The sequence below is a fragment of the Thioalkalivibrio sp. ALMg11 genome (assembly GCF_000377905.1).
Taxonomy (GTDB): Bacteria; Pseudomonadota; Gammaproteobacteria; order Ectothiorhodospirales; family Ectothiorhodospiraceae; genus Thioalkalivibrio.
Map to the genome: position 1 here is coordinate 214,898 of NZ_KB898871.1, position 24,288 is coordinate 239,185.

The window sequence follows — 24,288 nt, forward strand, 5'->3', positions numbered from 1 at the left end:
TCAGAATGCGAAGCGGCGGTTGAACTTGTCGACCTGACCGGCGGTGTCAACGATCTTCTGCTTGCCGGTGTAGAACGGATGGCACTGCGAGCACACGTCCAGGTGCATCTCCTCGCCGGAGAGCGTGGAACGGGTCTCGAACTGCGTACCGCAGCTGCAGCTCACCTTGACGGTGTGGTAGTTCGGATGGATGTCGGCTTTCATGGTCGGCTCACGCAGGTTCTGGCGAAAAGTCCGATAGCATAGCGGTGCTACCAGCCCGAGCGCAAGACCAGGTTGCGACGGCATTTGCAGAGCGTGTTTCAACTCCGGGTGACAACTGCCTGAATGACCGAGTGGTTTTGCCCACCCGAACAACTTGTGGATAACTTTGTGGACGAATTGTCGCGCCCGGAACGGAACGCACCGGAAACGTCAAGGCGGCACCGCCGCCCCTCGGCAAGAAAACCCATCAACCCACTGTTTTTACATTAGTTCATATCACCCAATCGGTCCGTGATGTCGCCACGGGCCGCCCCCTTCAGCCCCGGTCGCCATCGCCGAGCGCTGTGCATAAGGGTCGCCGTATCTTCCTCATTGCCCCCCGTTTTCCGGGGCAATCGTGGTGTAGATGGCCGAATAATCCGCATCAGCCAGGCCCTGCTCGCGCGCCCGATCCAGCAGATCCGCCAGCAGCGGCAGCCATGGCCCCACCAGGTGGGCATCCTCCACCGCCCGCTCGGTCAGGCGCACATCCTTCAGCAGGTGCTTGACCGGGAAGTTGGCGGTCCCGAAGTCGCCGGACAGCATCTTGTCCAGCTTCTTGTCGAAGGTCGGGGCATACAGCGCACTGTCGCGCAGGATCTCCATGAAGGTATCCACCTCCACCCCCTCGCGACGCACCAGCCCCAGACTGAGGGAGAATGCAGCGGTGAGACTCGCAATCAGCTGGTTGAAGGCGAGCTTGAGCGCCGCCCCCTGCCCCACCGGGCCAACATGCCGCGGGGTCTCGCCCAGGGCCGCCAAAACCGGCTGCGCACGGGCGAAATCCGCGTCGCTGTCGGCGCCCGCCATGATCAGCAGACGGCCATCCCGGGCCTCCGGGATGGAGCCCAGCACCGGGGCCTCCACGTAGCAGGCCCCGGCCGCGCGCACTCGCTCCGCCAGCGCCCGGCTCTCGGCCGGCAGAATGGTCGCCATCTGGATCACGCAGCGCCCATCCAGCGCGCCGGCCGGCAGGTCGTCCAGCACGGCACCGATGGCGGCTGCATCACTGAGCATCAGCACCAGCACGTCCGCCTCCGCGACGGCCGCGGCGGGAGCACTGTGAACGGTGACCCCCGCGGCCGCCAGATCGCTTGCACGCGCGACCGTGCGGTTGTAGGCCACCACGGAAAATCCGGCCTGCAAAAGACGCAGGCCCATGGGTTGCCCCATGAGCCCGCATCCCAGCAGCGCCACTCGGGACGCAGCCATCGTCACGACCTACTTGATCTTGTCATCGAGATCATCCGTATACCCGAACAGGGTATGCGGCGCGGGCGCCTCCTTCTGGTACTTGCTCGGCGTGACCGACTCAGTCTGATGCAGGCTCTTCCACAGCCCGACCACCATGATCAACATGATGATCGAGAAGGGCAGCCCGACGCTGATCGCGGCCGCCTGCAACGCGGCCAGACCGCCCGCCAGCAACAGGATGGAGGCGACAATGCCCTCGATGATCGCCCAGTAGACGCGCTGGGTGACGGTCGGGTTGCGCACGTCGCCGGAGGCCAGGGTGTCAATGACCAGCGAGCCGGAGTCCGAGGAGGTCACGAAGAAGGTAATGATCAGCACCGTCGCCGCGGCCATCACCGCCACGGACAGCCAATCCCACAGCGGCATGGCCTGGAGGGTCACGAACAGCGCGGTGGACATGTTCTCCGACACGGCACCGGTCAGGTCGACCACACCGTCAAGCTCGTAGCTCATCGCGGTACCGCCGAACACGGCCAGCCAGACGAAGGCCGCGGCGGTCGGGCCCAGCAGCACGCCGGCAATGAACTCGCGAATGGTGCGGCCGCGGGAGACACGGGCAATGAACATACCGACATACGGGGCCCACGAGATCCACCAACCCCAGTAGAAGATGGTCCAGGAGGTCGCCCAGCCGGAATCCTCGATCGTGTCGGCCCACAGACTCATCTCGGGCAGAAACTGAACGTAGACGCCAGTGCTTTCCACCAGGAGGCGCAGGATGAACAGGGTCGGGCCCATGACCAGCAGGAGCGCGATCAGGATCACCGCCAGGCCGATATTGAAGTTCGACAGGCGCTTGATGCCCTTGTCGACGCCCAGTGCGACCGACCCGACGGCGATCAGGGTGATGATCGCCACCAGAATGATCTGCATGTAGGTCGATTCCTCGATCCCGAACACGAAGTTCAGACCCGAGTTGATCTGCATGACGCCGAGGCCCAGCGAGGTGGCTACACCGAACATGGTGCCGAACAGCGCCACGATATCCACCAGGTGCCCCCAGGGGCCATAGATCCGGTCGCCGATAAAGGGGTACAGCGAGGAACGGATCAGCAGCGGGAGATTGTGGCGGTAGGCGTAATACGCCAGCGACAGCCCGACGACGATGTAGATCGCCCAGGCATGCAGCCCCCAGTGGAAAAAGGTGTAGCGCATCGCCTCGACAGCCGCCGCGCTGGTCTCGCCCTCCGCGTGTGGTGGGCTGAGGTAGTGGTACATCGGCTCGGCGATGCTCCAGAACAGCAGCCCGATCCCCATGCCCGCGGAGAACAGCATCGCAAACCAGGCGGCGTAGCTGAAGCGCGGGGCCTCGAACTGATCGCCCAGGCGGATCCCGCCATAACGGCTGAACATCAGGTACACGGAGAAGACCAGGAACACCGTCACGACCAGAACGTAGTACCAGCCGAGGTACTCCCCGATGCCGCTTTGCAGCTGGTCGAAGATGGCCTCGGCGCGCTCCGGGAAGATCGCCCCGAATAGCACGAACAGTGCGATCACGATACTGGAGGTGTAGAAGACCGGGCTGCAGATCACGCCAAAGCCGCCGAGGCGGGTTTGCGTCAGACCGGGGGTGGACTGCTCATCCATTCGGTTTCCCCTTGTATTCTTGTGGCGAACGCGGGCCGGCGCGACCTTGCTCCGGACGTGCTCCGGGAGCCGCGCAGGATCACGCCCGTTGGGCGTTGCCGCAGTAGGTGGGACGAAGCTACCGTAGCGAAAGACTACTCCGACTGCAAAAACGTGAAGGGCGTTGCACCCGGCGCAATATTACGTCGCCTCTGTGACTGGAGCGCGTGCCAACAACAGGGCGCGGGCCTGCCCGCCCTGGCGCTCGCGCTCGATCTCCCAGCCACTCGCAGCGAGGAAATCGAGGCCCGCCTCGGACTCGATCTCCACGTAGACCCGACTGTCCACGTGCAGCCAGTCGTGCGCGCGAAGGGCCTCCAGCACCGGCGCCACCCGGCCCTGGCCGAACGGCGGATCCACCAGCACCAGATCGAAGGGCAGCCCCTCGGGCGGTTCGCCGGCCAGCAGGCGCAGGGCATCATCCCGGCGCACGCTCACCTGCTCGGCCCCCAGGGTCTCGCAGTTGGCCTGAAGCTGTGCCGCAGCACGGGCATCGCGCTCGACCAGCAGCACCGAGTCCGCCCCGCGCGAGGCCGCCTCCAGCCCCAACGCCCCGGTGCCGGCGAACAGGTCGAGCACCCGCGCGCCCGGAAGTCTTGGCTGGAGCCAGTTGAACAGGGTCTCGCGCAGGGCGTCCGCGGTCGGGCGCAACCCGCCGACCCCGAGCACCGGCAGCCATCGGCGCCGCCAGGCCCCGCCGATGATGCGGATGCGGGCAGAGCGCCCGGCGGGGGCGCGCCTACTCCTGGCCACCCACGATCACCGTGACCATCGCTTCCGGGTTGATGCGCTCGCGCAGCCGGGCGTTCAAGTGGTCCAGCTCGACCGCCTCAATGCGCTCGATGTAACGCTCCAGATAATCCAGCGGCAGGTCGTAGAAGGCCATCATCCCGAGCAGGCCGACGATGTCGCTGTTCGAGGCCAGCGACAGCGGGAAGCTGTTGACCACGTTCTCGCGCGAGGCCTCCAGCTCATCGGCATCGATACCCTCGGCATGCCAGCGCTCGAGTTCCTCGCGCAGCGCGGCCACCGCCTCGTCCGCCTGATCGACCCCGGTCTGCATCCCGATACGGAAGGGGCCCTCGACCGCCATGGGCTGAAAGCGGCTGCTGACCGAATAGGCCAGCCCGCGCGCGCTGCGAATCTCCAGGAACAGGCGCGAGATAAAGCCGCCCCCGCCGAAGGCATGGTTGGCCAGGGTCAGGGCATAGTGGTCATCCTCGCCGCGGCGCAGGGTCGGGGCCCCCATGTGGATATGGGCCTGCTCGGAAGGGAAGTCGATACGCTCCTCGACCGGTTCCTCGCGCGGCTCCACCGCGGGCAGCGGTTCCACCGCCGGGCCCTGCGGCAACGCGGCGGAGATCCGCGCCGCCACCGCCTCGGCCTCTTCGCGGTTCAGCCCGCCAGTGATCGCCAGGGCGCCGTTGGCCGTGGTGTAGTGGCGCTCGTAGAACGCGCGGGCATCCTCGGGCTGCAGCGCCTCCAGGGTATCGCGCTCGCCGCCCGGCCAGTTGGCGTAGGGGTGATCGCCATACATCAGCTCGTAGAAGCGCCGGGTGGCGACACTCCCGGGATCCTGGCGCTCGCGCTGCAGCCCCTGCAGGGCCTGGCGCCGGGTGCGTTCGAAATCGGCCTCCGGGAAGGCCGGCTCGGCCAGGACCGCGGCCATGGTCTCCAGCGCCGCGTCCATCCAGTCCGGTTCGGTCAGGCTGCGCAGGCTGACGATGGCCATGTCGCGCAGGGCCGTGGTACTGAACTGCGCGCCCACCGACTCGAAACCCTCGGCCAGCGCGTCCGCATCCATCTCCGCCGTGCCATGCCGCAGGGCGCTGCTGGTCAGCGAGGCCAGGCCATGCTGGTCGCCGTCGCGCGAGGCCCCGCCGTCGAAGGTCAGGCGCAGATCGACCATCGGCAGATCCGGCGCCGCCACGTACAGCACGCGCAGCCCCTCGTCGGTCTCCCATTCCTCGATCTCCACCGCCTGGGCCGGCAGCGCCAGCGCCAGCAGCCCGACCAGGGCCATCAGGAATCCCGTTCGCATCGGTTTGTCTCCCGTCATTACATGCCCCCCGCGGTATCGCCATAGGGTTCTACCGCGCCCGGATCGGGCGGGTCGTCGCCATCCAGGGGCTGCGGATCGAGAATGCCGACCGTGCGTCGTTCCGGCACGAGGTACTCGCGCACCACGCGCTGCACATCCTCGGCGGTCACCGCACGCACGCGCTCGACGAAGCGATCGCCTTCCTGCCAGCCGACGCCGATGGTCTGCAGCATGCCCAGCTGGAAGGCCTGGGAGCGCACCGAGTCACGCTGGTACACCTCGGAGGCGATCACCCGCGCCTGCACCCGTTCCAGTTCGCTGTCGCTGACCGGCTCGTCCTTCAGACGCTCCACCTGCTCCAGCAGGGCCGCCTCCAACGTCTCCACATCCGTGGCAGCGGTGGGCACCGCCGCAATCATGAACAGGTCATCCAGCCGGCTGAACGGGCTGTAGCGGGCCGATGTCGCGCCGGCCAGTTCCTCGCCACGCACGATCTCGCGGGCAAAGCGCGAGGCCTCACCGGAATCCAGGATCCCGGCCGCCACCATCAGCGCGTAGACATCCACCGGATCGTCCACGGTGTTCAGAACCGGCGTCTTCCAGCCCATTAGCAGGTAGGGCAGCTCCGCGGGCGCCTCGACGGTAATACGGCGCTCGCCCTTCTGCGGCGTCTCGGAGCGGGGCTTCGTGTCGGGCAGCTCGCCGGCCGGGATCGCGCCGAAGTGCTCACGGGCAGCCTCGATGACCCGCTCGGCATCGACATCGCCGACCACCACGACCACCGCGTTGTTCGGATGGTAATAGCGGTCATACCACGCCTGGTTGTCTTCCAGGGTGTAGGCCTCGATATCGCTCATCCAGCCGATCACCGGATTGCCATAGGGATGATTGAAGAAGGCCGTGGCCATCAACTGCTCCCGCACCAGAGAATTGGGCTGGTCCTCCACGCGCAGACGGCGTTCCTCCTTTACAACGTTCAATTCCGGACGGAACTCGTCTTCCTGCAGCTTCAGGTGCTGCATGCGCTCCGCCTCCATCGCCATCATGGTCTCCCAGTGATCACGCCCGATGATCTGGAAATAACCGGTGTAGTCACGGCCGGTAAAGGCGTTCTCGCGCCCGCCCAGACGCGAAACGATGCGCGAGAACTCGCCGGGCTCGTACTGCTCGGTCCCACGAAACATCATGTGCTCCAGCATGTGCGAGATGCCGGTCACGCCGCTGTGCTCGTCGGCCGACCCGACCCGGTACCAGACCATGTTGGCCACCACCGGGGCACGCCGGTCCTCCAGCACCAGGACCGTCAGGCCGTTGTCCAGCGTGGTCTCGACCACCTTCGATTCGATCTCGGGCGCCGCGGCCAGGACCCCGACGGGCCAGGCAAAGGCAAGCGCCGTAACGAGCACTGTGACCAGGTTTTTACCGCGCATGATTCATGGATCCTCGTGCTAGCATTGGCGAACTCTTCTACTTGACCACATCGAGCATGTTCGGTTTCCGCAAAAAGAAGTCCGAAGACCCGACCACCCCTGGCGCGGAGGCACCTGGCAGCGAGCCGGAAAAGCCCGCCCGCGGTGGCTGGTTCCAGCGGTTGCGCAAGGGCCTGGCCAAAACCGGGCAGGTCCTGGGCAGCGATTTGGGATCGCTGCTCCGGCGCAAGATCGACGACGAACTGTTCGAGGAGCTTGAAGAACGCCTGCTCCTCGCGGACGTGGGCCTGGATGCGACCCAGCGGATCATGGATCGTATCACCCGCGAGGTGAAACGCGGACAGCTGGATGATGCCGAGGCCCTGATGGACGCCCTCGAGGCGGCCATGATCGAAATCCTCGAACCGGTCTCGCGGCCTCTGGAAATCCCGCCCGCCGAGCGCCCGTTCTCGATCCTCGTCGTCGGCATCAACGGCGCCGGCAAGACCACCACCATTGGCAAACTGGCGCACCACCTCCACGCGGAGGATCGCTCGGTGCTGCTGGCGGCCGGCGATACCTTCCGCGCCGCAGCGGTGGAACAACTGCAGACCTGGGGCGAGCGCAACGGCGCCCCGGTGATCGCCCAGGGCACCGGGGCCGATTCCGCCTCGGTGGTCTACGACGGCCTGCAGGCCGCGCAGGCGCGCGGCATCAACGTGATGATTGCCGACACCGCCGGGCGCCTGCACACCCAGACCAACCTGATGGACGAGGTGCGCAAGGTAAAGCGCGTGATGGGGCGCCTCGACGAACACGCCCCGGACGAGGTCCTGCTGGTGGTCGACGGCGGTACCGGCCAGAACGCCCTGAACCAGGCCCGTCAGTTTCACGAGGCCCTGGGCCTGACCGGAATCGTCGTGACCAAGCTGGACGGCACCGCCAAGGGCGGCGTGCTGTTCGCGCTGGCCGAACAGCTGGGCATTCCGGTGCGGTTCATCGGGGTCGGGGAGAAGGCCGAGGATCTGCAGGTCTTCGACGCGCGCGCCTTCGTGCGCGCCCTGCTCGGCCGCGACAGCGACTAACGTGCACACCGGATGATTCGACTGCAACGCGTCACCAAGCGATTCGGCAGCGCGTCAGAGGCGCTCAGCAACGTCAGCCTGCGCGTGGACCCGGGCGCGATGGCCTTCATCACCGGACCCTCCGGCGCCGGCAAGAGTACCCTGCTGCGCCTGATCGCCGGCCTGGAGCGCCCGACCCGCGGGCGCATCCGGGTCAACGGTCACGACCTCGACCGCCTCTCCAACCGCGCGATTCCCGGGTTTCGCCGCAGTATCGGGCTGGTGTTCCAGGATCACCGCCTGCTGTTCGACCGCCCGGTGTTCGACAACGTCGCGCTGCCGCTGGAGATCCTCGCCTACCGCCGCCCCGAGATGCGCAAGCGCGTGCGCGCCGCGCTCGACAAGGTCGGCCTGCTGCACAAGGAAGGGGTCAACCCGCGCACCCTGTCCGCGGGCGAACAACAGCGCGTGGGCATTGCCCGGGCCATCGTCCACCGGCCGGTCCTGTTGCTGGCGGACGAGCCCACCGGCAACCTCGATCCGGCGTTGTCGCGCGAGATCCTGCAACTGTTCGACGACTTCAACCGGGTCGGCATGACCGCCCTGATCGCCAGCCATGACCTCGGCCTGGTGGAGCGCATGGGCAAGCCAATCCTGCACCTGGAAGACGGGCGCATCGAGGCGCGCGCGGCTGCCGGGGCCCCGGCATGAAGCCAGGCCGTCGCCTGCTGGACACCGTGCCGGCCTGGCTGGAGGCCCATCGGGATGCCGCCCGGCGCAGCCTCCAGCGCCGCCTGCAGGCCCCGGTGCTGAGCCTGATCAGCATTGCCGTGCTGGGCTTCATCCTCGCCCTGCCGGCCTATCTCTGGGTCCTGCTGGACAATGCCCGCACCCTGTCCGAACACGTGGACCACGACCCGCGCATCGCCCTCTATCTCGACGGCGTGGAGGCGGCCACGGTCGCGGATCTGGAACGCCACCTGGAGACCGATGCGCGGGTGGAACGCTGGACCTGGATCGATGCCGACGAGGCCCTGGCCAGCTATCGCGAAGGCCTGGCCGACCCGGGCCTGCTGGACTGGCTGGACGAAAACCCGCTGCCGGACGTGGTGGATGTGGTCCCCGCGACCGCGGACCCCGAGACGGTGGCGGCGCTGCGCGAGGCGCTTGCAGCCACCGCGCCGGGCGCGACCGTGGTCAGTGACGACGACTGGGTGCGTCAGCTGAACAGCCTGCACCACCTGGGCCTGCGCATCCTGGCGGTGGTTGGGGCCCTGCTGGGGCTGGGGGCGTTGCTGATCCTGGCCCTGGCGACGGCCTCGGAGCTGCGCGAACGCCGGGAAGAGATCGCCATCTCGCGCATCAGCGGGGCCACCCACCGGTTCCTGCGTCGGCCATCCCTCTATGGCGGGCTGATGACCGGCCTCGGCGGCGGCATCTTCGCCGCCATCCTGCTGCTCATCGGGATCGGCCTTAGCCGGGCCCCGCTGGAACAGGCCGCCGCCGCGTTCGATCTCGAGTTCGGCCTGGCCCTGCCCGGGGCCACCCACCTTCTGGCCCTGCTGCTGGCGGGGTTGCTCCTCGGCTGGCTGGGCGCCCGGCTGGGCAGCGGGCATGCCCTTCGGGATGCCCCTTAGAGAATCACGTCCCACACGGAACGGCCGGAACTTTTGCAGGGTTTAGCACTCTTATTCACAGACTGCTAATCTAGAGTGATGAATCACGAGGACACACCACGCATGACTCAGGCCCTGACCACCCCGCGCATCGACATGCCCGTACCGGTGGGCAACCTCGACCACTACATGCAGGCCGTTGGCCGCATCGAGGTGCTGGACACCGAACAGGAGCGTGAACTGGCCGTGGCGCTGCACGAGCGCCAGGACCTGGATGCCGCTCGCCAGCTGATCCTGCATAACCTGCGCTTCGTGATCCACGTCGCGCGCGGCTACAAGGGGTACGGCCTGCCACTGGGCGATCTGATCCAGGAAGGCAACGTGGGCCTGATGAAGGCAGTCCGTCGTTTCGATCCGAATCAGGGCGTGCGCCTGGTGTCGTTTGCCGTGCACTGGATCCGCGCCGAGATCCACGAGTTCATCCTGCGCAACTGGCGCATCGTGAAGGTCGCGACCACCAAGGCGCAACGCAAGCTGTTCTTCAACCTGCGCAGCGCCAAGCAGCGGCTCGGCTGGCTGTCCAACGCCGAGGTCTCCGCCGTCGCCCAGGATTTGGGCGTCTCCGAAAAGGACGTCTGGGAGATGGAACGCCGCCTGTCGAGCCAGGATCCGAGTTTCGACCCGGGCCCCGAGGCCGGCGACGAACACGGCTATCAGGCTCCGTCAGAACGCCTGAGCCTGGAGGACCTGAGCGACGACCCGGCCAATGTGACCGAAGACGAGGACTGGGACCGTCACTATCAGGAACGCCTGAGCGAGACCCTGGGCGAGCTCGACGAGCGTTCGCGCACCATCCTGATGCGCCGCTACATGGCCGACCAGAAGGCGACGCTGCACGAGCTGGCCGCGGAGTACGGCGTCTCGGCCGAACGCATCCGCCAGATCGAGAACAGCGCGATCAAGCGCATCCGGGCCGCCTTCGACGACTGACGGCCCCGCGGCATCCCGAAACCCAAGGCTTCGAACGAAAAAGGCCCCGACGTATGCCGGGGCCTTTTTGTTGCCGGGTGCCAGGGGATCGTACCCCTAGCCGGCCAGGTTCCTTGCCGGATTAGCCGAACAGGATCACCGAGAAGAAGCTGATCCAGGACCAGATGATCAGGGCTATCGTGAAGGTCAACGGGAAAGTGTCAAAGCGGAACCACTCGCGCATCTCAGAATCCTCGGAATTAATTTTCTAAACCTTGATGGGTAAAGGGTAAGCCGCGCCGAGCGGCGGCGCAAGTGCGTCCGACATCAGCGCTCGGACTTTTCGCGCTCGCGGCCCTTCTCCACTTCCCCATCCCCCGGATCATCGCCCGCACCCGTGGGGATACGCGGGTCGTCATCATCCATCAGGATACGATGCGCCGGGCCCTGGAGGTCGTCGTACTGCCCCGAGCGAATCGCCCAGAACAGCATTATCCCCACCACCAGGGCGAACAGCATGGCCAGCGGGATCAGCAGGTAGAGGATTGTCATTCTTCCAGTGTACCCAGGCGCGCGGACCGCTTAAACCGGGGGTGGCCGCGACGCCGGATCATGCGCGGGCTGTTGCCCGGAAGGCACCGAGTCCGCGCCGGCGTCCGAGAGGTCGCGCGCCGGACGCAGGCGCAGCGCATTGCCAACCACCAGCAACGAGCTGAGCGACATCCCAAGCGCCGCCAGCCAGGGAGTCAGCAGGCCCGCCGCGGCCACCGGGAGGGCCACCAGGTTGTAGCCGATCGCCCAGGCGATGTTCTGTCGGATCACGCGCCGTGTGTGGCGCGCCTGGTCCAGCGCCTGCGGCAGGTGTTCCAGGCGATCCGAGAGCAGGACCAGGTCGGCCTGATTCTGGGCCAACTGGGTGCCGCCGCCCATCGCCAGCGATACGTCGGCCCCGGCCAGCACCGGGGCATCGTTGATGCCCTCGCCGGCCATCAGGACCACGCGGCCCTCGGCCTGGCGAGCCCGCACATAGGCAAGCTTGTCTTCCGGGGTCAGGCCACCCTCGGCTTCGGCAATGCCCATCTCCGCCGCGAAGGCCTGCGCGGCCTGCGGGCGATCCCCGGTCAGCAACACCACCTGCAACCCGCGCCCCTGCAGATCGGCGATCACGTTCCGCGCCTCGGGACGCGGAGTGTCGGCCAGCCAGAACAGGGCGACCGGTTGGTCGTCGACCACCAGCCAGACCGGCGTCGCCAGAGGATAGCCCGCGGGTGCCTCCGGGCTAGGCGCACCGCGCTGCGGCAACATCGACGATCCACCAATGGCGACACGGTGGCCCTCTATGTGGCCAACGAGGCCTTGCCCGGGGAGGTTGCGAACCTCGCTGGCGACCACCGAAGAGGGCTTGCCCGGGGCGACCAGGGCGCGTGCCAGGGGGTGTTCGGAATGGGCCTCGAGCGCGGCGGCCCAGTTCCGCCAGTCGGCCCCATCGGGCGCAGGCTGCAGCTCGGATTGAGCCACCAGACGCGGCATGCCAACGGTCAGGGTGCCGGTCTTGTCGAGACAGACCATATCGACGCGCGGCAGGGTCTCCAGGGCACTGCCGCGCGTGACCAGCAGACCGAGGCGCGACAACGCGCCGGTGGTGGCCGTCAGCGCGACCGGCGTCGCGAGCGCCAGGGCACAGGGGCAGGTGGCGACCAGCATGGCGACCATGACCCAGAGGGCCCGCGTCGGATCGATCCACGCATACCAGACCAGACCCGCCAGCGCCGTCAGGACCAGGACGGCACCCACAAACCAGCCGGTACCGGCCTCGGCGATGCGGGCCATCCGGGGCTTCTCGGTCTGAGCGCGATCGAGCAGCCGCTGGATCGCCGCCAGGGTCGTCTCGGCGCCGACGCGCTGGACCTCGATGGCGAGCGGGCCATCGACATTCACGGTCCCGCCCGTCACGGGATCACCGACCCGCACCGCGTGGGGCTCGGGCTCGCCGGTCAGCAGGGCACGATTGACCGTCGACTCGCCCTCGCACACCACGCCGTCCGTGGGGATGGTCTCGCCCGGACGAACGCGCACCCGAGCCCCCGGGATCAGCTCGCCGACCGGGACGGCCTCGACGCGTCCGGCTGGGTCCAGACGATTGGCGATGGCGGGGACCAGGCGATCCAGGCGATCAATGGCATGGCTGGCGCGCTGGCGCGCAATCAGTTCCAGATAGCGGCTGGTGAGCAGGAAGAAGACGAACATCACGACGGATTCGAAATAGACGTGCTCGCCAGTCCCGAGGATGACCGCATACAAGCTGGCCAGGTAGGTCACGATGATCGCCAGACTCACGGGCACGTCCATCCCGAGCTGTCGATGACGCAGGTCGCGCCAGGCGCTCTGGTAGAACGGGATTGCGGAGTACAGGACGACCGGGGTGGTCAGTGCCGCCGCCACCCAGCGCATGAACTGGAGCAGGTCTTCGTGCTCGGTGTCCTCGGCGCCCAGCCAGAGCGCCACGGCCAGCATCATCACCTGCATCATCCCCAGGGCGGCGACGGCGATCCGGCGCAAGGCGAGGCCCCGTTCGCGGGCGATCGCCTGCTCGCGGGTTCCGGGGTCGTAGGGATGGGCGTGGTACCCGATGTCGCGGATCGCCTTGAGGATATCCGACAGGGCGATCCTCGCGGGGTCCCAGACGACCTGCGCGCGATGAGTAGAGTAATTCACGCGAAAGCTGTCCACGCCTGGAAGGGCCTGCACATGACGCTCGTTCAGCCATACGCAGGCCGCACAGGTGATGCCCTCGAGCATCAGGGCGGCCTCGCGGCGGTCGCCCTCTGCGCCGGCGGGCGCGACGAACTGTTGCTGGACGCCGGGGTGATCGAACAGTTCGAGCTCGCGGAGCTCGTCGGGGATCAGGGGGCTGCCGGTGTCCGCCGGGGGGGCATCACGGTGATGGTAATAGGCCCCCAGGCCACGCTCGATGATCGCGCCGGCCACGGCCTGGCAGCCGGGACAGCAGGTGGGTTCCTCGCGGCCCTCGAACGTCACCGGGTAGCAGGCGCCTGCCGGCACCTCCAGGCCGCAGTGGAAACAACGGGCCTCGGCCTCGGGCGTTGCCGGGCCCTGCGAGTCGGACGCGAGCGCCACGGCGGGAGCGGCGGGAGCTAGCCGGGCTGGGCGCTACGCACGCGGGTGCGTGCCTGTTGCTCCAGAAGCTGCCCATCGTGCTGGACCTGGAAGCGCAGATCCCAGCGCCCCGGTGCCGGCAGCGCTATCTCGACCTGATACATGCCCTCGCCCGTCGCCTCCATCTCGAAGCCCTGGTCTCGACGTTCGTCGGCCAGCCACATGAATAGCCCGCGGATGCTGGCATCGTCGATAGGCTCGCCGTCCGCATCCCGCACCTCGACCTGCAGGGTGGCGGTCTCGCCCTCGGTGGGTCGGTCGACCCAGCCCTGACGCACCTGCCAGCCCTTCTGTCGCTGTTCCTGCAGATCCGAGACCCGGTGCACGGCGAGCGCCTGCTTGCGGCTCTCCATGCCGGCCACGGTGCCGGGGAAGGCGGAGGTCACCCGCTCGGCCCGGTTCTCCGGCTCCGGCAGGATCGAGCCAATGAACTGCTGCGGCATCCCGTTATGGGCGAGTGTGATCAGGACCGCCTGCACCGAGGCGACCATGGTGAAGAAACCCACCAATACCAACGGGGCCCAGTGCAGACGCCCAATCTTGCCCTTGCCACCACTCTCGACCTCGGCCTCCTTCTGGGTGAAGACGATCCCCAGGCCGTAAGGCACGATGATGTAGAGCGCCAGGTGAATGGCGAAGACGTCCGCCCCCTGCCAGGTCAGGATCGAGTAAGGGATAAACACGAACAGCATGAGCGCGACCACGACGGCCGAGGTGCTGTAGGCCTTGAACCGCGTGAAACGGTAGATCAGGGCGAACAGGATGGCCAGTGCTGCACTGCCGATGCCGAGGGTAATGACGAGGTTGCTCATATTGTTTTCTTCGTTTCCTGCATGAACGCAAGCTAGGCGCTTGCGGTGTGCCGCGCGAGTTCCGGCAGCTCGATTACTGTTTCTTCGCCAGTGGCCAGCGGACGGTTGCTAGCGGTGACTGAACTGCGAGGTCACCTCGAGCGGTTCGATATGGCCCTCGCGGTCGGTAATGACGAAGCGGAAAGGCTGCGGCGAGGGGGTACCCGCGGGCACGTCGTAGCGCACGCGTGCCACGACGGTCAGCCGTTCCCCAGGCTCCAGACGGATGCGTTCCACCTGTCCCAGATCCAGCTCGGCACCCTCCAGCCCCGCCAGGCCGATCTCGAAGTCCAACTCCCGATCCGCGGTGTTGTTCAGGCGGATCTCGTAGCCATTCTGGGTCCGGCCATCGGACATCTGGACGTAGAGTGGCTGGCGCACCTGGTTGACGTTGGCGTCCACCGGCGGGCGGCCGAGGATACTGGCGACCAGCGCCACGACCACGATAAGCACTGCGGCCCCGTAGCCAAGGGTCTTGCCCCTCAGGACACGGGTCTTGCCACCCTCCTGCTCGCGTTCCGAGGTGTAGCCAATCAGGCCGCGTGGCCAGCCCTGCTTGTCCATAATGGTGTCACAGGCATCGATGCACAGCGCGCAGTGGATGCACTGGACTTGCAGCCCGTCGCGGATATCGATGCCGGTCGGGCACACCTGCACGCAGTAGCCACAATCAATGCAGTCACCCACGCCCTTGGCCTGACGTTCCTCGCGGGTCTTCAGTCCGGCCTGAACCTTCGCGCGGCCCGCCGACCCTTCGCCACGGGTTTCGTCATAAGAGACGATCATGGTGTCACGGTCGAACATCACGCTCTGGAAGCGGGCGTAGGGGCACATGAAGGTGCAGACCTGTTCGCGCGCCAATCCGGCAAAGGTGTAGGTCGTGGCCGTCAGGATGCCGGTGGTCAAGTATGCCGCGTAGACCGCCTGCCCGGTAAAGAAGTCGCTCACGATCGAGGGCGCATTACCCCAGTACAGGACGAAGCCGAGGCCGGTGGCGAAGGCCACGAACAGCCAGGACAGGTGGGTCAACCCGTACTTGAAGAGCTTTTCGCCACTCCACGGCTGCTTGGCCAGGCGCAGGCGGGCGGGCCGTTCGCCCTGGATCTTGCGCTCCAGCCACATGAAGACGTCGGTCCACAGTGTCTGGAAGCAGAAATAGCCGCAGAACACCCGTCCGGCGACACCCGTGACGAAAAACAGCAGCAAGGCAGCCACGAGCAGGAAGCCGGCCAGCCAGAAGATGTCCTGCGGGTAGACGACCAGATCGAAGATGTGAAACTGACGGCCCGGAATGTCGAACAAGACCGCCTGATTGGGGCCGTATTCGCGCTCCCAGCGGACCCAGGGCAGGCCGAAGAACACGCCGTAGGCGAGCAACAGGATGCCGGTCTTCAGATTGCGGAAACGCCCCTTGACCGACCGCGGATGGATCGGGATGCGTGCCTCGTACAACGGCTGGGCCTGGGACATCTAAACCTCCCGGAGTTTTATCCGGCAGAGTGGGGCGGCTGCAAGGCGCGCCCTGGCATCGGGTTCCTTCCAAAAAAGCAGGGGCGCCCTCGGGCGTCAAACAACCCGGCGGGCACCCCTGTAGTTATCGCGGGAAGCACCCGGCCCCGGGGCTCCCCATACGGTCAACAGATCCGCGTTTACTGCCCGCCACCCAGCGAATGCACGTAGGCGGTCAGCATCTTGATCTCCGCATCGGACAGGCGGTCCGCGAAGGCGGGCATCTCGCGCTGGGCGCCGTTGCGAACGAAGTTCGCCACCAGACGCTGACGCTCGCTGTCGCTTTCCGCACCGCGCACGTCCACCAGACCCCACAGATCATTGGTCAAGTTGGGCGCGCCCTGGGAGGCCAGGCCCTGGGCATCCATAGCATGGCACTGGTAGCAGCCGCCGTCCGTACCGGTAAAGATTCGTTCACCGGCATCGGCTTCGTCCTGGTCGACGCTATAGTCGTTCAGCGACAGTACGTAGGCGGCGACCTGGTTCAGCTGATCGCCGTCCAGGGTGTCGCGGTAACCGGGCATGTAGCCCAGGCGGCCCTGGTGCAGGGTTTCCTCGATTTGCTCCACGGTGCCGCCCCACTTCCAGTGGTCGTTGCGCAGATTCGGGTACTGCCCCACTACGCCCGCACCACCGACCTGATGGCAGGCAGCACACCAGGTCCCGAAGGAGCCCTGGGCGTAGGCGTTGACGAAGCTCATGCTCTCGGCGTCCTGCAGGATGGTTTCGTAATCCTGGGCCGCGACCTGTTCGAGCATTTCCCGCTGACGCACGGCGTAGGTACCGGTCTGCATGTCCTTGGCCAGCAGCGCACGGGTATTCCAGTGCATCGTCCGTTCTTCGCCATTCTGCTCGAACGTGATCGTGTTGAAACCCTTGGTGAAGCTGTCACCGATCGGCCAGGCCGGATAGATCAGCCAGTACACCACAGCGAAGACGATCGTGGCGTAGAAGCCCCACAGCCACCAGCGCGGGAGCGGGTTGTTGTATTCCTGGAGGTTCCCGTCCCAGACGTGCCCAGTGGTCTCGACCTGGTTCGGGTCCTTTTCACGGTTGTCCTGTGTGCTCATTGCTCGTCACTCTCGGTTTTGTCACGCCGGGCCACGGGCTCCCGATGTGAATCATCGTCATCCAGAGGAATGTAGCGATACGTCTCGAACTTCTGGGCGCGCCGCCGATTGGAGAACAGGAAGATCACGACCCCAATAAAGGTGCCCATGAAGAGCAACAGGGCGACCATCTTGCTGTTGCCCATGTCCGTGATCCATTCCCACATTCCCATCATGCTTGCGCCCGCTCCTCCTTACCGAAACTCGGCAAAGTGTCCGTCGTCGTATTCGCTAAAGTCGACCATCGTCCCGAGGACCTGGAGATAGGCCACGAGCGCATCCATTTCGGTGATGGTCCCAGGGTTGCCGTCAAAGTTCTCGGTCTGGGCCTGCTGAACCAAGCTGTCCTCGGCGTTGCGGATGTCGAACATCCGGGCGTGCTCTTCACCGAACTTCTCGACGTTGGCCTCGTATTCCTCTTCGGTGAGCGAGTACGGCACACCGACTCGCTTCAGCGCGATCATCCGACGGTCGATATCGGAGTAATTCAGCGGGGTCTCCGCCAGCCAGGGATAACCCGGCATGATCGACTCTGGTACCAGCGACTGCGGATCAATCATGTGCTGGACCTGCCACTCGTTGGAGTACTTGCCGCCAACTCGGGCCAAGTCCGGGCCGGTGCGCTTGGAGCCCCACTGGAACGGATGGTCGTACTGCGACTCGGCCGCCAGCGAGTAGTGGCCGTAGCGCAGCATCTCGTCACGGAACGGGCGCACCATCTGAGAGTGGCAGGCGTAGCAGCCCTCGCGGAGGAAGATGTCGCGCCCCCTCTGCTCCAACGGGGTGTACGGACGCACACCGTCCACTTCCTCGATCGTGTCGTCGATGTAGAACAACGGCACGATCTCGACCAGGCCGCCGACGCTGATCACCGCAAGGGTGAGGATGATCAGCAGGCCGGCATTGGTTTCAACGCTTTCATGCTTCATGGGTCTAGTCTCTCCCTAATCAGGCCGTGCGGGCTTCGGCGGACGCAGCCTGGGCCTCGCGGGCCTCGGCCTTGATGCCCGAGCGAATGGTCATCGCGATGTTGAACGCCATGATCAGCATGCCGGCGAGGAAGAACCCGCCACCGATGGCGCGCACCACGTACGGCTTGTGCAGGAACACCACCGACTCGGTAAAGGTGTAGGCGAGGTTCCCGTACTGGTCGAAGGCACGCAGCATCAGGCCCTGACCAATACCGGCCACCCACATCGCAGTGATGTACAGCACGATCCCGATGGTCGCCAGGAAGAAGTGCACGTACACCAGCTTCAGGCTGTACAGGTTCACGTTCCAAAGCCGCGGCATCAGGTGGTACAGGGAGCCGAAGGTGATCATCGCCACCCAGCCCAGGGCACCGGAATGCACGTGGCCCACGGTCCAGTCGGTGTAGTGGGACAGCGCGTTCACGCTCTTCAGCGACATCATCGGGCCTTCGAAGGTCGACATGCCGTAGAACGCCAGCGCAGTGATCAGGAACAGCATGATCGGGTCGGTGCGCAGTTTGTCCCAGGCACCCGACAGGGTCATGATCCCGTTGATCATCCCGCCCCAGGAGGGCAGCAGCAGCAGGATGGAGAAGGTCGCCGCCAAGGTGGAGACCCAGTCCGGCAGGGCCGTCCAGTGCAGGTGGTGCGCGCCCACCCACATGTACAGGAAGACCAGCGCCCAGAAGTGGATAATGGACAGCTTGTACGAGTAGATCGGACGTCCGGCCTGCTTCGGCACGAAGTAGTACATCATCCCGAGGAAGGCCGCGGTGAGGAAGAAGCCTACCGCGTTATGGCCGTACCACCACTGGCGCATAGCGTCCTGCACCCCGGAGAAGATGGGGTAGGACTGCGTGTGGAAGAGGCCGACCGGCACCTCGATGTTATTGAAGATGTGCAGCAACGCAGTCGCCAGGATGAACGACATAAAGAACCAGTTCGCCACGTAGATATGCGGCTGGTTCCGGCGCAGCAGGGTCATCAGGAAGACCATGAAATAGGCCACCCAGACCACCAGGATGATCAGGTCGATCTGCCAGTTGAATTCGGCGTACTCACGACCCTGGGTGATCCCCATCGTGTAGCTGATCACGCCGAGGACCAGCGCCAGGTTCCACCCGTAGAAGGTGAAGCTCGCCATGGAGTCACTCCACAGGCGAGTCTGACAGGTCCGCTGAACCACGTAATACGAGGTGGCGAACAGCGCGTTACCCCCGAAACCGAAGATCACGGCCGTGGTATGGACCGGACGGAAACGTCCGAAGGTGATCTGCGCGATATCGAAATTCAGGAACGGGAACGCCAACTGCGAGGCGATCCAGACGCCGGCGGCCATCCCGAACACGCCCCAGAGGACGGCGGCAATGGCAAACCGCTTGATGATCGCGTAGTTGTACTGCTCGGAAGTCGCGACTGACGCTGCGGGTGCGGCACCCGCCGTAGTGGCTGCTTGTGACATGACTTTTCCACCTTGCTGCGGGGAACACGGATGTCCCGATGGTTCGGGGGCGTGAACTCTACCCCATTCTGGGCGCACAAAAAACCAAGACCGCCTGGATCACTCGGATATTAAGCACGATCAGGGGAACTTTTTGACCGCGTCAAGAATACATCGTCCACGAGCGCCGAGGCGAGCGACCGATGGGCCGATTCCTTGATCTGGATCAAGCAATCGGCTGGACCGGGATTACCCGCCCCTCCGGGCGCGATGGCGGCGGCGCATCCGGCACCCAGGCATGGCCGTAGATCACCTCCCAGGTTGCCGGCAGACGACCCTCCACACCGAAGTCGCGCGCGTAGGCCTCAGCCACCGCAACCAGGCGGCGCGGACCGAACAGGCCCGTTGACCGGCCCGACAGGGCATTGCGCACCCCGACCCCGCGCAGGTCGCGAATCAACCCGGTCAGATCCGGGTAGGTCAGGGTCAGGGCCTCCTGGTCCATCACCGGATCGGCAAACCCGGCGCGCACCAGGGCATCGCCAATGTCGTGCATATCCATGAAGGCGTTCACATGCGTCCCCGCCCCGCCGTCCACCGCCGCGAAGGCGGCCCGCAGCTCGCGCAGGGTGTCGGGACCGAAGGTGGTGAACATCCAGAGCCCGCCCGGGCGCAGGATACGCCGCACCTCGGTGAAGGCCTGATCCAGGCTGGCGCACCACTGCAGGGCTGAACTGGAAACCGCCAGGTCGAAGGATTGCTCCGCCAGCGGCAGCGCCTCGAGATCGCCGCAGACCACCTGCGGCCGACGCAGCCAACGCCCGCGGCGGCGCGCACGCGCGACCATCTCCGGGGCGAAATCGACCCCGGCCAGGCGGGCTTTGCGATAGCGGCGGCTCAAGTGATCCAGGGCCTCGCCGATGCCACAGCCGAGATCCACGACCTGCTCCGGCTGCATGCGAATCCAGTCCAGCCGGCCCAGCATTCGCTCCTGCACCTCGCGCTGCAGGACCGCGTGCTCCTCGTAGGTGGACGCCGCCCGCGCGAAGGACTCGCGGACCCGCGCCTTGTCGAGATCGAAGCTGTCGGGTCGGCTCATGCGGATTTCCCTGCGCTGCACTGATTCAAGAACTCGGCGACAAAAGCGGCCAGCGGCCGCGGGCGCGCGAACCACTCCGCGTGGCCGCCCACGCCGCGGACGATCCGACTGGCGGGTCGCAGCCCGTGCAGATCGTCCGCCACGGCGGCCGGCACAAGGGCATCGCCCACCTGCAGCCAGGCCGCCGCCGGCACCTCCAGGCCCGCCCAGACGGACCGAAGATCCGCCGCCTCCAGTAGCGCGAGGCCGGCCTGCAGGCCCTCCGGCGAGGCCGGGGCGGCCTGCAACTGCGCCGCAAGCCGGCGGGCGAGCGAAGCGGCATCCAGGCTGCCGCGCGCACAGAGCATCGCCAGGCGGCGCTCCAGCCGGCGGCGATCTCCCCCGAGGGCGGCACGAAAACCCTCCAGCTCGGCCAGGGGCAGGGCGGCCGGCCAGTCGTCGGCCCTCGCAAAGCGCGGCGTAGCCCCGATCAGCAGCACCCCCTGGGGCCCCGACCATTGGCGCGCGGCGGCCAGCGCGACCAGCCCGCCCAGAGACCAGCCGGCCCATACCGGACACTCCACATCTGCTGGCAGCGAAGCGATCAGCGCCGCCGCGGTGCGCTCGGCATCCGCCAGCGTCTCGGCATCGCCGGCCGCCCCGTGCCCAGGCAGGTCCGGCGCCAGCACCTGCGTGGCGCCTGGGAGTGCGGCCCGCAGCGGGGCCCACACCGCGCCGGAGAAGCCCCAGCCATGCAGGAGCACCAACGTCGGGGTGCATCCCTGCGGCTTCGCAGCGCTCACGTCAGCGCCCTGAACGACAACCACCGGCTTGCGTATCATGTGCGGTCGAATCCTCTCGCCAAACCGCGCAGGCAGGCTGACCGCTCATGGGCATTACAATCGGCATCATCATCGCGTATCTGCTGGGATCGCTTTCCACGGCCATTCTGGTCAGCAAGCTGCTGCGCCTGCCGGACCCGCGCACCACCGGCTCGAAGAACCCCGGCGCCACCAATGTACTGCGCTCGGGCGGCAAGACGGCGGCCATCATCACGCTCATCGGGGATGTCGGCAAGGGCTGGCTGCCGGTGTTCGTCGCCCTGCAGCTGGACCTGTTTCCCGGCTGGGCGATCGGCCTGATCGGCCTGGCCGCCTTCCTCGGGCACGTGTTCCCGGTGTTCTACCGCTTCCAGGGCGGCAAGGGCGTGGCCACCGCATTGGGCGTGATCCTCGCCATCAGCCCGCTGGTCGGCGGGCTTGTGCTGCTCACCTGGCTCGTCGTCGCCGCCATCTGGCGCTATTCGTCGCTGGCCGCCCTGGTCGCCGCCGGCATGGCCCCCGTGTACATGGTCCTGCTGGGCATGGACCACTGGATCAGTGCCGCCGTGGCCCTGATGAGCGTGATCCTGTTCATCCGTCACGACGCCAACATCCGCCGCCTGATGCGCGGGGAGGAATCGCGGATCGGCCAGAAGGACAAGGCACCGGCGGCGCCGAAGGAGTAACCCTTCGGCCCGCGGATGGGTTTACAAATCCGCAGTCCCATCCGCAGACCACTTCATGCCGCAGCGGGCGGCGTCAGCTCCGCCAGCGGCCAGCGCGCCCGCGCCGCAACCACCGGCGCCCCGGTTTCCGCCACCTGGCCGGCCTGCAATCGCCGCAGGCCGGCCAGCGCGATCATCGCCCCGTTGTCGGTGCAGAATTCGGGCCGCGGGAAATACACCGGCACCCCCTGACGCTGCGCCATCGCCCGCAGGCCGGCGCGCAGCGTGGTGTTGGCGGCCACCCCGCCGGCCACCACCAGCGCCGGGGCCCCGGTTTGATCCAGGCCACGCCGGGTCTTCTCCACCAGGGTATCGGTCACCGCCTCCTCGAAGGCGCGGGCGACATCCTCCGGCCGGTAGACCTGTTTCTTCAACGCGGTCAGCACCGCAGTCTTCAGACCGGAGAAGCTCATGTCCAGCCCCGGGCGGTCGAGCATCGGGCGCGGCAGGCGCAGGGCATCCGAACGCCCCTGCTCGGCCAAACGCGCCAGCGCCGGCCCACCCGGATAGCCCAGCCCCAGCAGCTTGGCGGTCTTGTCGAAGGCCTCGCCGGCGGCATCGTCAATGCTCTCGCCGACCAAGTCGTAGTCGCCCAGGGCACGCGCGTGAATCAGCTGGGTATGCCCGCCGGAGACCTGCAGCACCAGGAACGGGAAATCGAGCCCGGTATCCTCCAGAAACGGCGCCAGCAGGTGGCCCTCCAGGTGATGCACGGCCAGCGCCGGAATGCCCCAGCCCCAGGCCAGGGAGCGCGCCACGGAGGCCCCAGTCAGCAGCGCCCCCAGCAGCCCTGGCCCACCGGTGTAGACCACCGCATCCAGGTCGTGGCCGTCCACGCCCGCCTCGTCCAGCACGGCGCGCACCAGCGGCAACAACCGCTGGATATGATCGCGCGAGGCCAGCTCCGGCACCACGCCGCCGTAGACGGCATGCAGGTCGGTCTGACTGTACAGCCGGTGCGCGAGCAGGCCCCGGTCCGCGTCGATCAGCGCCACACCCGTCTCGTCGCAGGAAGTCTCGATGCCCAGTACGATCATCGCGCAAGCATGCCGGGTTTCGCAGACCGCACCAAGCAGCCCCTGCCGCGCCGCGCCATTGCGTTCGGGCTAGGCTTCACAGGCGCCCCCGGCGATCCGGGATACCGTCCAGCGGCAGCTGCGTGCAACCGCGACCCAGGGCCATCACCTGAAAACGCTCGCCCATTTCCCCCGGCAGCGTCAGCATGCGCACGGCCTGGGCGGCCCGCATGGTCAGACGGGCATCCTCGCCGCTGCCCACGCGCGCCTCGAAACGTTGCGGCAGCCCCGCCCCCAGCAGGAATTCGCCCTGCGCGGCATACGCCAGCACATCGAGGCCCGCGGCATCCGCCGCCTCGGCGATCCCGGTGAAATCCACGCTCGCGGTCAGATCCATCAGGCCCGGATGGGCCAGCGGGTCCTGGATCATCTGCTGGCGGTAGTAACCCACCAGCGTCCCCTGGTGACGCTCCGGCGCGTAGTAGGCGCTGCGCGGAAAGCCATAGTCCACGATCACGGCGGCCCCCTGCTCCAGAAAACCGGCCAGCGCGGTCACCCACGCGGCCTGGGCCGGGCGCCACTCGGAGAGGTAACCCTCGGGCCACGGGCCATGCTCGGCCTGCAGCCGCGCCACCGGCTCGGCGAGGCCGGCCGAGGCCGGTCGCTCGGCCAGGCCCAGGGCGCCCGCTGCATCGGTCGTGACCCCGACCTGCCAGACCCGGCCTTCGCGCCAGCGGAAGAGCTCCACCGGCAGGGCATCCAGCACCTCGTTGGCGAGCACCACGCCGCGCAACGGGGTCTCGGGCAGGGCATCCAGCCACGCCAGCCGGGCGTACTCGGCGGGTTCAAGCGTGGCCTCCAGGTGGGCCTGCTGCCGCGCCCGCAGGTCCGGACTGACCTCGATGATCCAGTAGCGCTCCCATGCCACCCCGAGTTCGCGCAGCGTGGCGATCACGTCCCCCGCGAGCCGGCCACTGCCGGCGCCGAACTCGAGCAGTGTGCCGGTCCCGTCCAGATCGTCCCGCAACACCGGGGCCAGCCAGGTCGCCAGGGTCTCGCCAAACAGCGGCGAGAGCTCCGGTGCGGTGACAAAATCGCCCCCCTCGCCCAGCTTGTGCGCCCCGTTCACGTAATAGCCCAGCCCCGGCGCATACAGCGCGGCCTGCATGTAATCGACGAACGGAAGGAACCCCTCGCCGGCGACGACACTCTGTTGCAGGAAGGCGTGCAGACGCAGGGCGATATCGGCAGCAACCGGATCGGCCGGGGCGTTTGTGCTAGGTTTCGGCGGCATCATGACGACGAATGGTACCAACCCGGGGGCAGGCGTGGCGCAGGTTCAAACCGACAGCATGGACACGACCT

23 protein-coding genes are annotated in these 24,288 nt (G+C 66.8%); 5 read left to right on the forward strand and 18 right to left on the reverse strand.

Features of this window, described 5'->3' with window-relative positions:
* From rpmE to D578_RS0101090, 6 genes are all read right to left on the reverse strand, one after another.
* Positions 1 to 204 (reverse strand): 50S ribosomal protein L31, encoded by a 204-nt coding sequence (rpmE, locus tag D578_RS0101065; RefSeq protein WP_018948166.1) that lies wholly within the window; start codon positions 202 to 204, stop codon positions 1 to 3.
* Positions 205 to 573: 369 nt separating this feature from the next.
* Entirely contained in the window at positions 574 to 1,455 is an 882-nt protein-coding gene (locus tag D578_RS0101070) for an NAD(P)-dependent oxidoreductase (RefSeq protein ID WP_081617311.1), read from the reverse strand.
* Between the two features lie 9 nt (positions 1,456 to 1,464).
* Complete coding sequence (locus tag D578_RS0101075; protein ID WP_018948168.1) at positions 1,465 to 3,087, reverse strand: BCCT family transporter; 1,623 nt, start codon at positions 3,085 to 3,087, stop codon at positions 1,465 to 1,467.
* A 180-nt stretch (positions 3,088 to 3,267) separates the two neighbouring features.
* A complete protein-coding gene (gene rsmD / locus D578_RS0101080; RefSeq protein ID WP_018948169.1) occupies positions 3,268 to 3,879 on the reverse strand; it encodes a 16S rRNA (guanine(966)-N(2))-methyltransferase RsmD in 612 nt (203 codons plus the stop codon).
* A complete protein-coding gene (locus D578_RS0101085; RefSeq protein WP_018948170.1) occupies positions 3,866 to 5,167 on the reverse strand; it encodes a pitrilysin family protein in 1,302 nt (433 codons plus the stop codon). Before D578_RS0101085 ends, rsmD begins: the two co-directional genes overlap by 14 nt.
* Before the next feature lie 17 nt (positions 5,168 to 5,184).
* The gene (locus tag D578_RS0101090) at positions 5,185 to 6,597 is read right to left on the reverse strand and encodes a pitrilysin family protein (RefSeq protein ID WP_018948171.1); all 1,413 of its coding nucleotides are present in this window, start codon (positions 6,595 to 6,597) and stop codon (positions 5,185 to 5,187) included.
* A gap of 56 nt (positions 6,598 to 6,653) precedes the next feature.
* Here D578_RS0101090 and ftsY point away from each other — a divergent pair, with 56 nt between their 5' ends.
* The 4 genes from ftsY (at position 6,654) to rpoH (ending at position 10,246) form a co-directional block, all read left to right on the forward strand.
* The gene (ftsY, locus tag D578_RS0101095) at positions 6,654 to 7,661 is read left to right on the forward strand and encodes a signal recognition particle-docking protein FtsY (protein WP_026289105.1); all 1,008 of its coding nucleotides are present in this window, start codon (positions 6,654 to 6,656) and stop codon (positions 7,659 to 7,661) included.
* A 12-nt stretch (positions 7,662 to 7,673) separates the two neighbouring features.
* Positions 7,674 to 8,351 carry a cell division ATP-binding protein FtsE gene (gene ftsE / locus D578_RS0101100; protein WP_018948173.1) on the forward strand — a complete coding sequence of 226 codons (678 nt, stop codon included), beginning with the start codon at positions 7,674 to 7,676 and terminating at the stop codon, positions 8,349 to 8,351.
* Entirely contained in the window at positions 8,348 to 9,277 is a 930-nt protein-coding gene (locus D578_RS0101105) for an ABC transporter permease (protein WP_018948174.1), read from the forward strand. Before ftsE ends, D578_RS0101105 begins: the two co-directional genes overlap by 4 nt.
* 102 nt (positions 9,278 to 9,379) lie before the next feature.
* Entirely contained in the window at positions 9,380 to 10,246 is an 867-nt protein-coding gene (gene rpoH, locus D578_RS0101110; RefSeq protein WP_018948175.1) for an RNA polymerase sigma factor RpoH, read from the forward strand.
* Between the two features lie 306 nt (positions 10,247 to 10,552).
* On the opposite strand, the gene ccoS is transcribed toward rpoH, so the two are convergent.
* From ccoS to D578_RS0101165, 10 genes are all read right to left on the reverse strand, one after another.
* Positions 10,553 to 10,777: a cbb3-type cytochrome oxidase assembly protein CcoS gene (gene ccoS / locus D578_RS0101120; protein WP_018948177.1), complete on the reverse strand. Its 225-nt coding sequence runs from the start codon at positions 10,775 to 10,777 to the stop codon at positions 10,553 to 10,555.
* Between the two features lie 30 nt (positions 10,778 to 10,807).
* The gene (locus tag D578_RS0101125; protein WP_018948178.1) at positions 10,808 to 13,363 is read right to left on the reverse strand and encodes a heavy metal translocating P-type ATPase; all 2,556 of its coding nucleotides are present in this window, start codon (positions 13,361 to 13,363) and stop codon (positions 10,808 to 10,810) included.
* Positions 13,364 to 13,380: 17 nt separating this feature from the next.
* Positions 13,381 to 14,214 carry a FixH family protein gene (locus D578_RS0101130; RefSeq protein ID WP_018948179.1) on the reverse strand — a complete coding sequence of 278 codons (834 nt, stop codon included), beginning with the start codon at positions 14,212 to 14,214 and terminating at the stop codon, positions 13,381 to 13,383.
* A gap of 108 nt (positions 14,215 to 14,322) precedes the next feature.
* On the reverse strand, positions 14,323 to 15,723 hold the full coding sequence (gene ccoG, locus D578_RS0101135) for a cytochrome c oxidase accessory protein CcoG (protein ID WP_018948180.1): 1,401 nt from the start codon (positions 15,721 to 15,723) through the stop codon (positions 14,323 to 14,325).
* A 179-nt stretch (positions 15,724 to 15,902) separates the two neighbouring features.
* Positions 15,903 to 16,832: a cytochrome-c oxidase, cbb3-type subunit III gene (ccoP, locus tag D578_RS0101140; protein ID WP_018948181.1), complete on the reverse strand. Its 930-nt coding sequence runs from the start codon at positions 16,830 to 16,832 to the stop codon at positions 15,903 to 15,905.
* Entirely contained in the window at positions 16,829 to 17,047 is a 219-nt protein-coding gene (locus D578_RS0101145) for a cbb3-type cytochrome c oxidase subunit 3 (protein WP_026289106.1), read from the reverse strand. The genes ccoP and D578_RS0101145 overlap by 4 nt, the downstream gene beginning before the upstream one ends.
* Before the next feature lie 18 nt (positions 17,048 to 17,065).
* A complete protein-coding gene (gene ccoO / locus D578_RS0101150; protein WP_018948183.1) occupies positions 17,066 to 17,800 on the reverse strand; it encodes a cytochrome-c oxidase, cbb3-type subunit II in 735 nt (244 codons plus the stop codon).
* A gap of 19 nt (positions 17,801 to 17,819) precedes the next feature.
* On the reverse strand, positions 17,820 to 19,304 hold the full coding sequence (gene ccoN, locus D578_RS0101155; protein ID WP_018948184.1) for a cytochrome-c oxidase, cbb3-type subunit I: 1,485 nt from the start codon (positions 19,302 to 19,304) through the stop codon (positions 17,820 to 17,822).
* A 205-nt stretch (positions 19,305 to 19,509) separates the two neighbouring features.
* Positions 19,510 to 20,382 (reverse strand): malonyl-ACP O-methyltransferase BioC, encoded by an 873-nt coding sequence (gene bioC / locus D578_RS0101160; protein WP_018948185.1) that lies wholly within the window; start codon positions 20,380 to 20,382, stop codon positions 19,510 to 19,512.
* On the reverse strand, positions 20,379 to 21,203 hold the full coding sequence (locus tag D578_RS0101165; RefSeq protein WP_026289107.1) for an alpha/beta fold hydrolase: 825 nt from the start codon (positions 21,201 to 21,203) through the stop codon (positions 20,379 to 20,381). The genes bioC and D578_RS0101165 overlap by 4 nt, the downstream gene beginning before the upstream one ends.
* A gap of 47 nt (positions 21,204 to 21,250) precedes the next feature.
* On the opposite strand from D578_RS0101165, the gene plsY reads away from it, so the two are divergent.
* Complete coding sequence (plsY, locus tag D578_RS0101170) at positions 21,251 to 21,868, forward strand: glycerol-3-phosphate 1-O-acyltransferase PlsY (RefSeq protein WP_018948187.1); 618 nt, start codon at positions 21,251 to 21,253, stop codon at positions 21,866 to 21,868.
* Positions 21,869 to 21,921: 53 nt separating this feature from the next.
* Here the strand turns inward: plsY and tsaD are convergent, their stop codons facing one another.
* Together tsaD and D578_RS0101180 are read right to left on the reverse strand one after the other, a co-directional pair.
* Positions 21,922 to 22,944: a tRNA (adenosine(37)-N6)-threonylcarbamoyltransferase complex transferase subunit TsaD gene (gene tsaD, locus D578_RS0101175; protein WP_018948188.1), complete on the reverse strand. Its 1,023-nt coding sequence runs from the start codon at positions 22,942 to 22,944 to the stop codon at positions 21,922 to 21,924.
* A 76-nt stretch (positions 22,945 to 23,020) separates the two neighbouring features.
* Complete coding sequence (locus D578_RS0101180; RefSeq protein ID WP_026289108.1) at positions 23,021 to 24,220, reverse strand: class I SAM-dependent methyltransferase; 1,200 nt, start codon at positions 24,218 to 24,220, stop codon at positions 23,021 to 23,023.
* Positions 24,221 to 24,288: the final 68 nt, after the last annotated feature.

Coding starts and splice junctions, on each gene's coding strand:
- ccoN (WP_018948184.1), bottom strand. CDS start 19,304: ATGTCACAAGCAGCCACTACGGCGGGTGCCGCACCCGCAGCGTCAGTC.
- D578_RS0101145 (WP_026289106.1), bottom strand. CDS start 17,047: ATGATGGGAATGTGGGAATGGATCACGGACATGGGCAACAGCAAGATG.
- ccoG (WP_018948180.1), bottom strand. CDS start 15,723: ATGTCCCAGGCCCAGCCGTTGTACGAGGCACGCATCCCGATCCATCCG.
- ftsE (WP_018948173.1), top strand. CDS start 7,674: ATGATTCGACTGCAACGCGTCACCAAGCGATTCGGCAGCGCGTCAGAG.
- D578_RS0101075 (WP_018948168.1), bottom strand. CDS start 3,087: ATGGATGAGCAGTCCACCCCCGGTCTGACGCAAACCCGCCTCGGCGGC.
- rpmE (WP_018948166.1), bottom strand. CDS start 204: ATGAAAGCCGACATCCATCCGAACTACCACACCGTCAAGGTGAGCTGC.
- D578_RS0101180 (WP_026289108.1), bottom strand. CDS start 24,220: ATGATGCCGCCGAAACCTAGCACAAACGCCCCGGCCGATCCGGTTGCT.
- rpoH (WP_018948175.1), top strand. CDS start 9,380: ATGACTCAGGCCCTGACCACCCCGCGCATCGACATGCCCGTACCGGTG.
- D578_RS0101165 (WP_026289107.1), bottom strand. CDS start 21,203: ATGATACGCAAGCCGGTGGTTGTCGTTCAGGGCGCTGACGTGAGCGCT.
- plsY (WP_018948187.1), top strand. CDS start 21,251: ATGGGCATTACAATCGGCATCATCATCGCGTATCTGCTGGGATCGCTT.
- ccoS (WP_018948177.1), bottom strand. CDS start 10,777: ATGACAATCCTCTACCTGCTGATCCCGCTGGCCATGCTGTTCGCCCTG.
- D578_RS0101090 (WP_018948171.1), bottom strand. CDS start 6,597: ATGCGCGGTAAAAACCTGGTCACAGTGCTCGTTACGGCGCTTGCCTTT.
- ccoO (WP_018948183.1), bottom strand. CDS start 17,800: ATGAAGCATGAAAGCGTTGAAACCAATGCCGGCCTGCTGATCATCCTC.
- D578_RS0101105 (WP_018948174.1), top strand. CDS start 8,348: ATGAAGCCAGGCCGTCGCCTGCTGGACACCGTGCCGGCCTGGCTGGAG.
- D578_RS0101130 (WP_018948179.1), bottom strand. CDS start 14,214: ATGAGCAACCTCGTCATTACCCTCGGCATCGGCAGTGCAGCACTGGCC.
- D578_RS0101085 (WP_018948170.1), bottom strand. CDS start 5,167: ATGCGAACGGGATTCCTGATGGCCCTGGTCGGGCTGCTGGCGCTGGCG.
- ftsY (WP_026289105.1), top strand. CDS start 6,654: ATGTTCGGTTTCCGCAAAAAGAAGTCCGAAGACCCGACCACCCCTGGC.
- tsaD (WP_018948188.1), bottom strand. CDS start 22,944: ATGATCGTACTGGGCATCGAGACTTCCTGCGACGAGACGGGTGTGGCG.
- D578_RS0101070 (WP_081617311.1), bottom strand. CDS start 1,455: ATGGCTGCGTCCCGAGTGGCGCTGCTGGGATGCGGGCTCATGGGGCAA.
- bioC (WP_018948185.1), bottom strand. CDS start 20,382: ATGAGCCGACCCGACAGCTTCGATCTCGACAAGGCGCGGGTCCGCGAG.
- ccoP (WP_018948181.1), bottom strand. CDS start 16,832: ATGAGCACACAGGACAACCGTGAAAAGGACCCGAACCAGGTCGAGACC.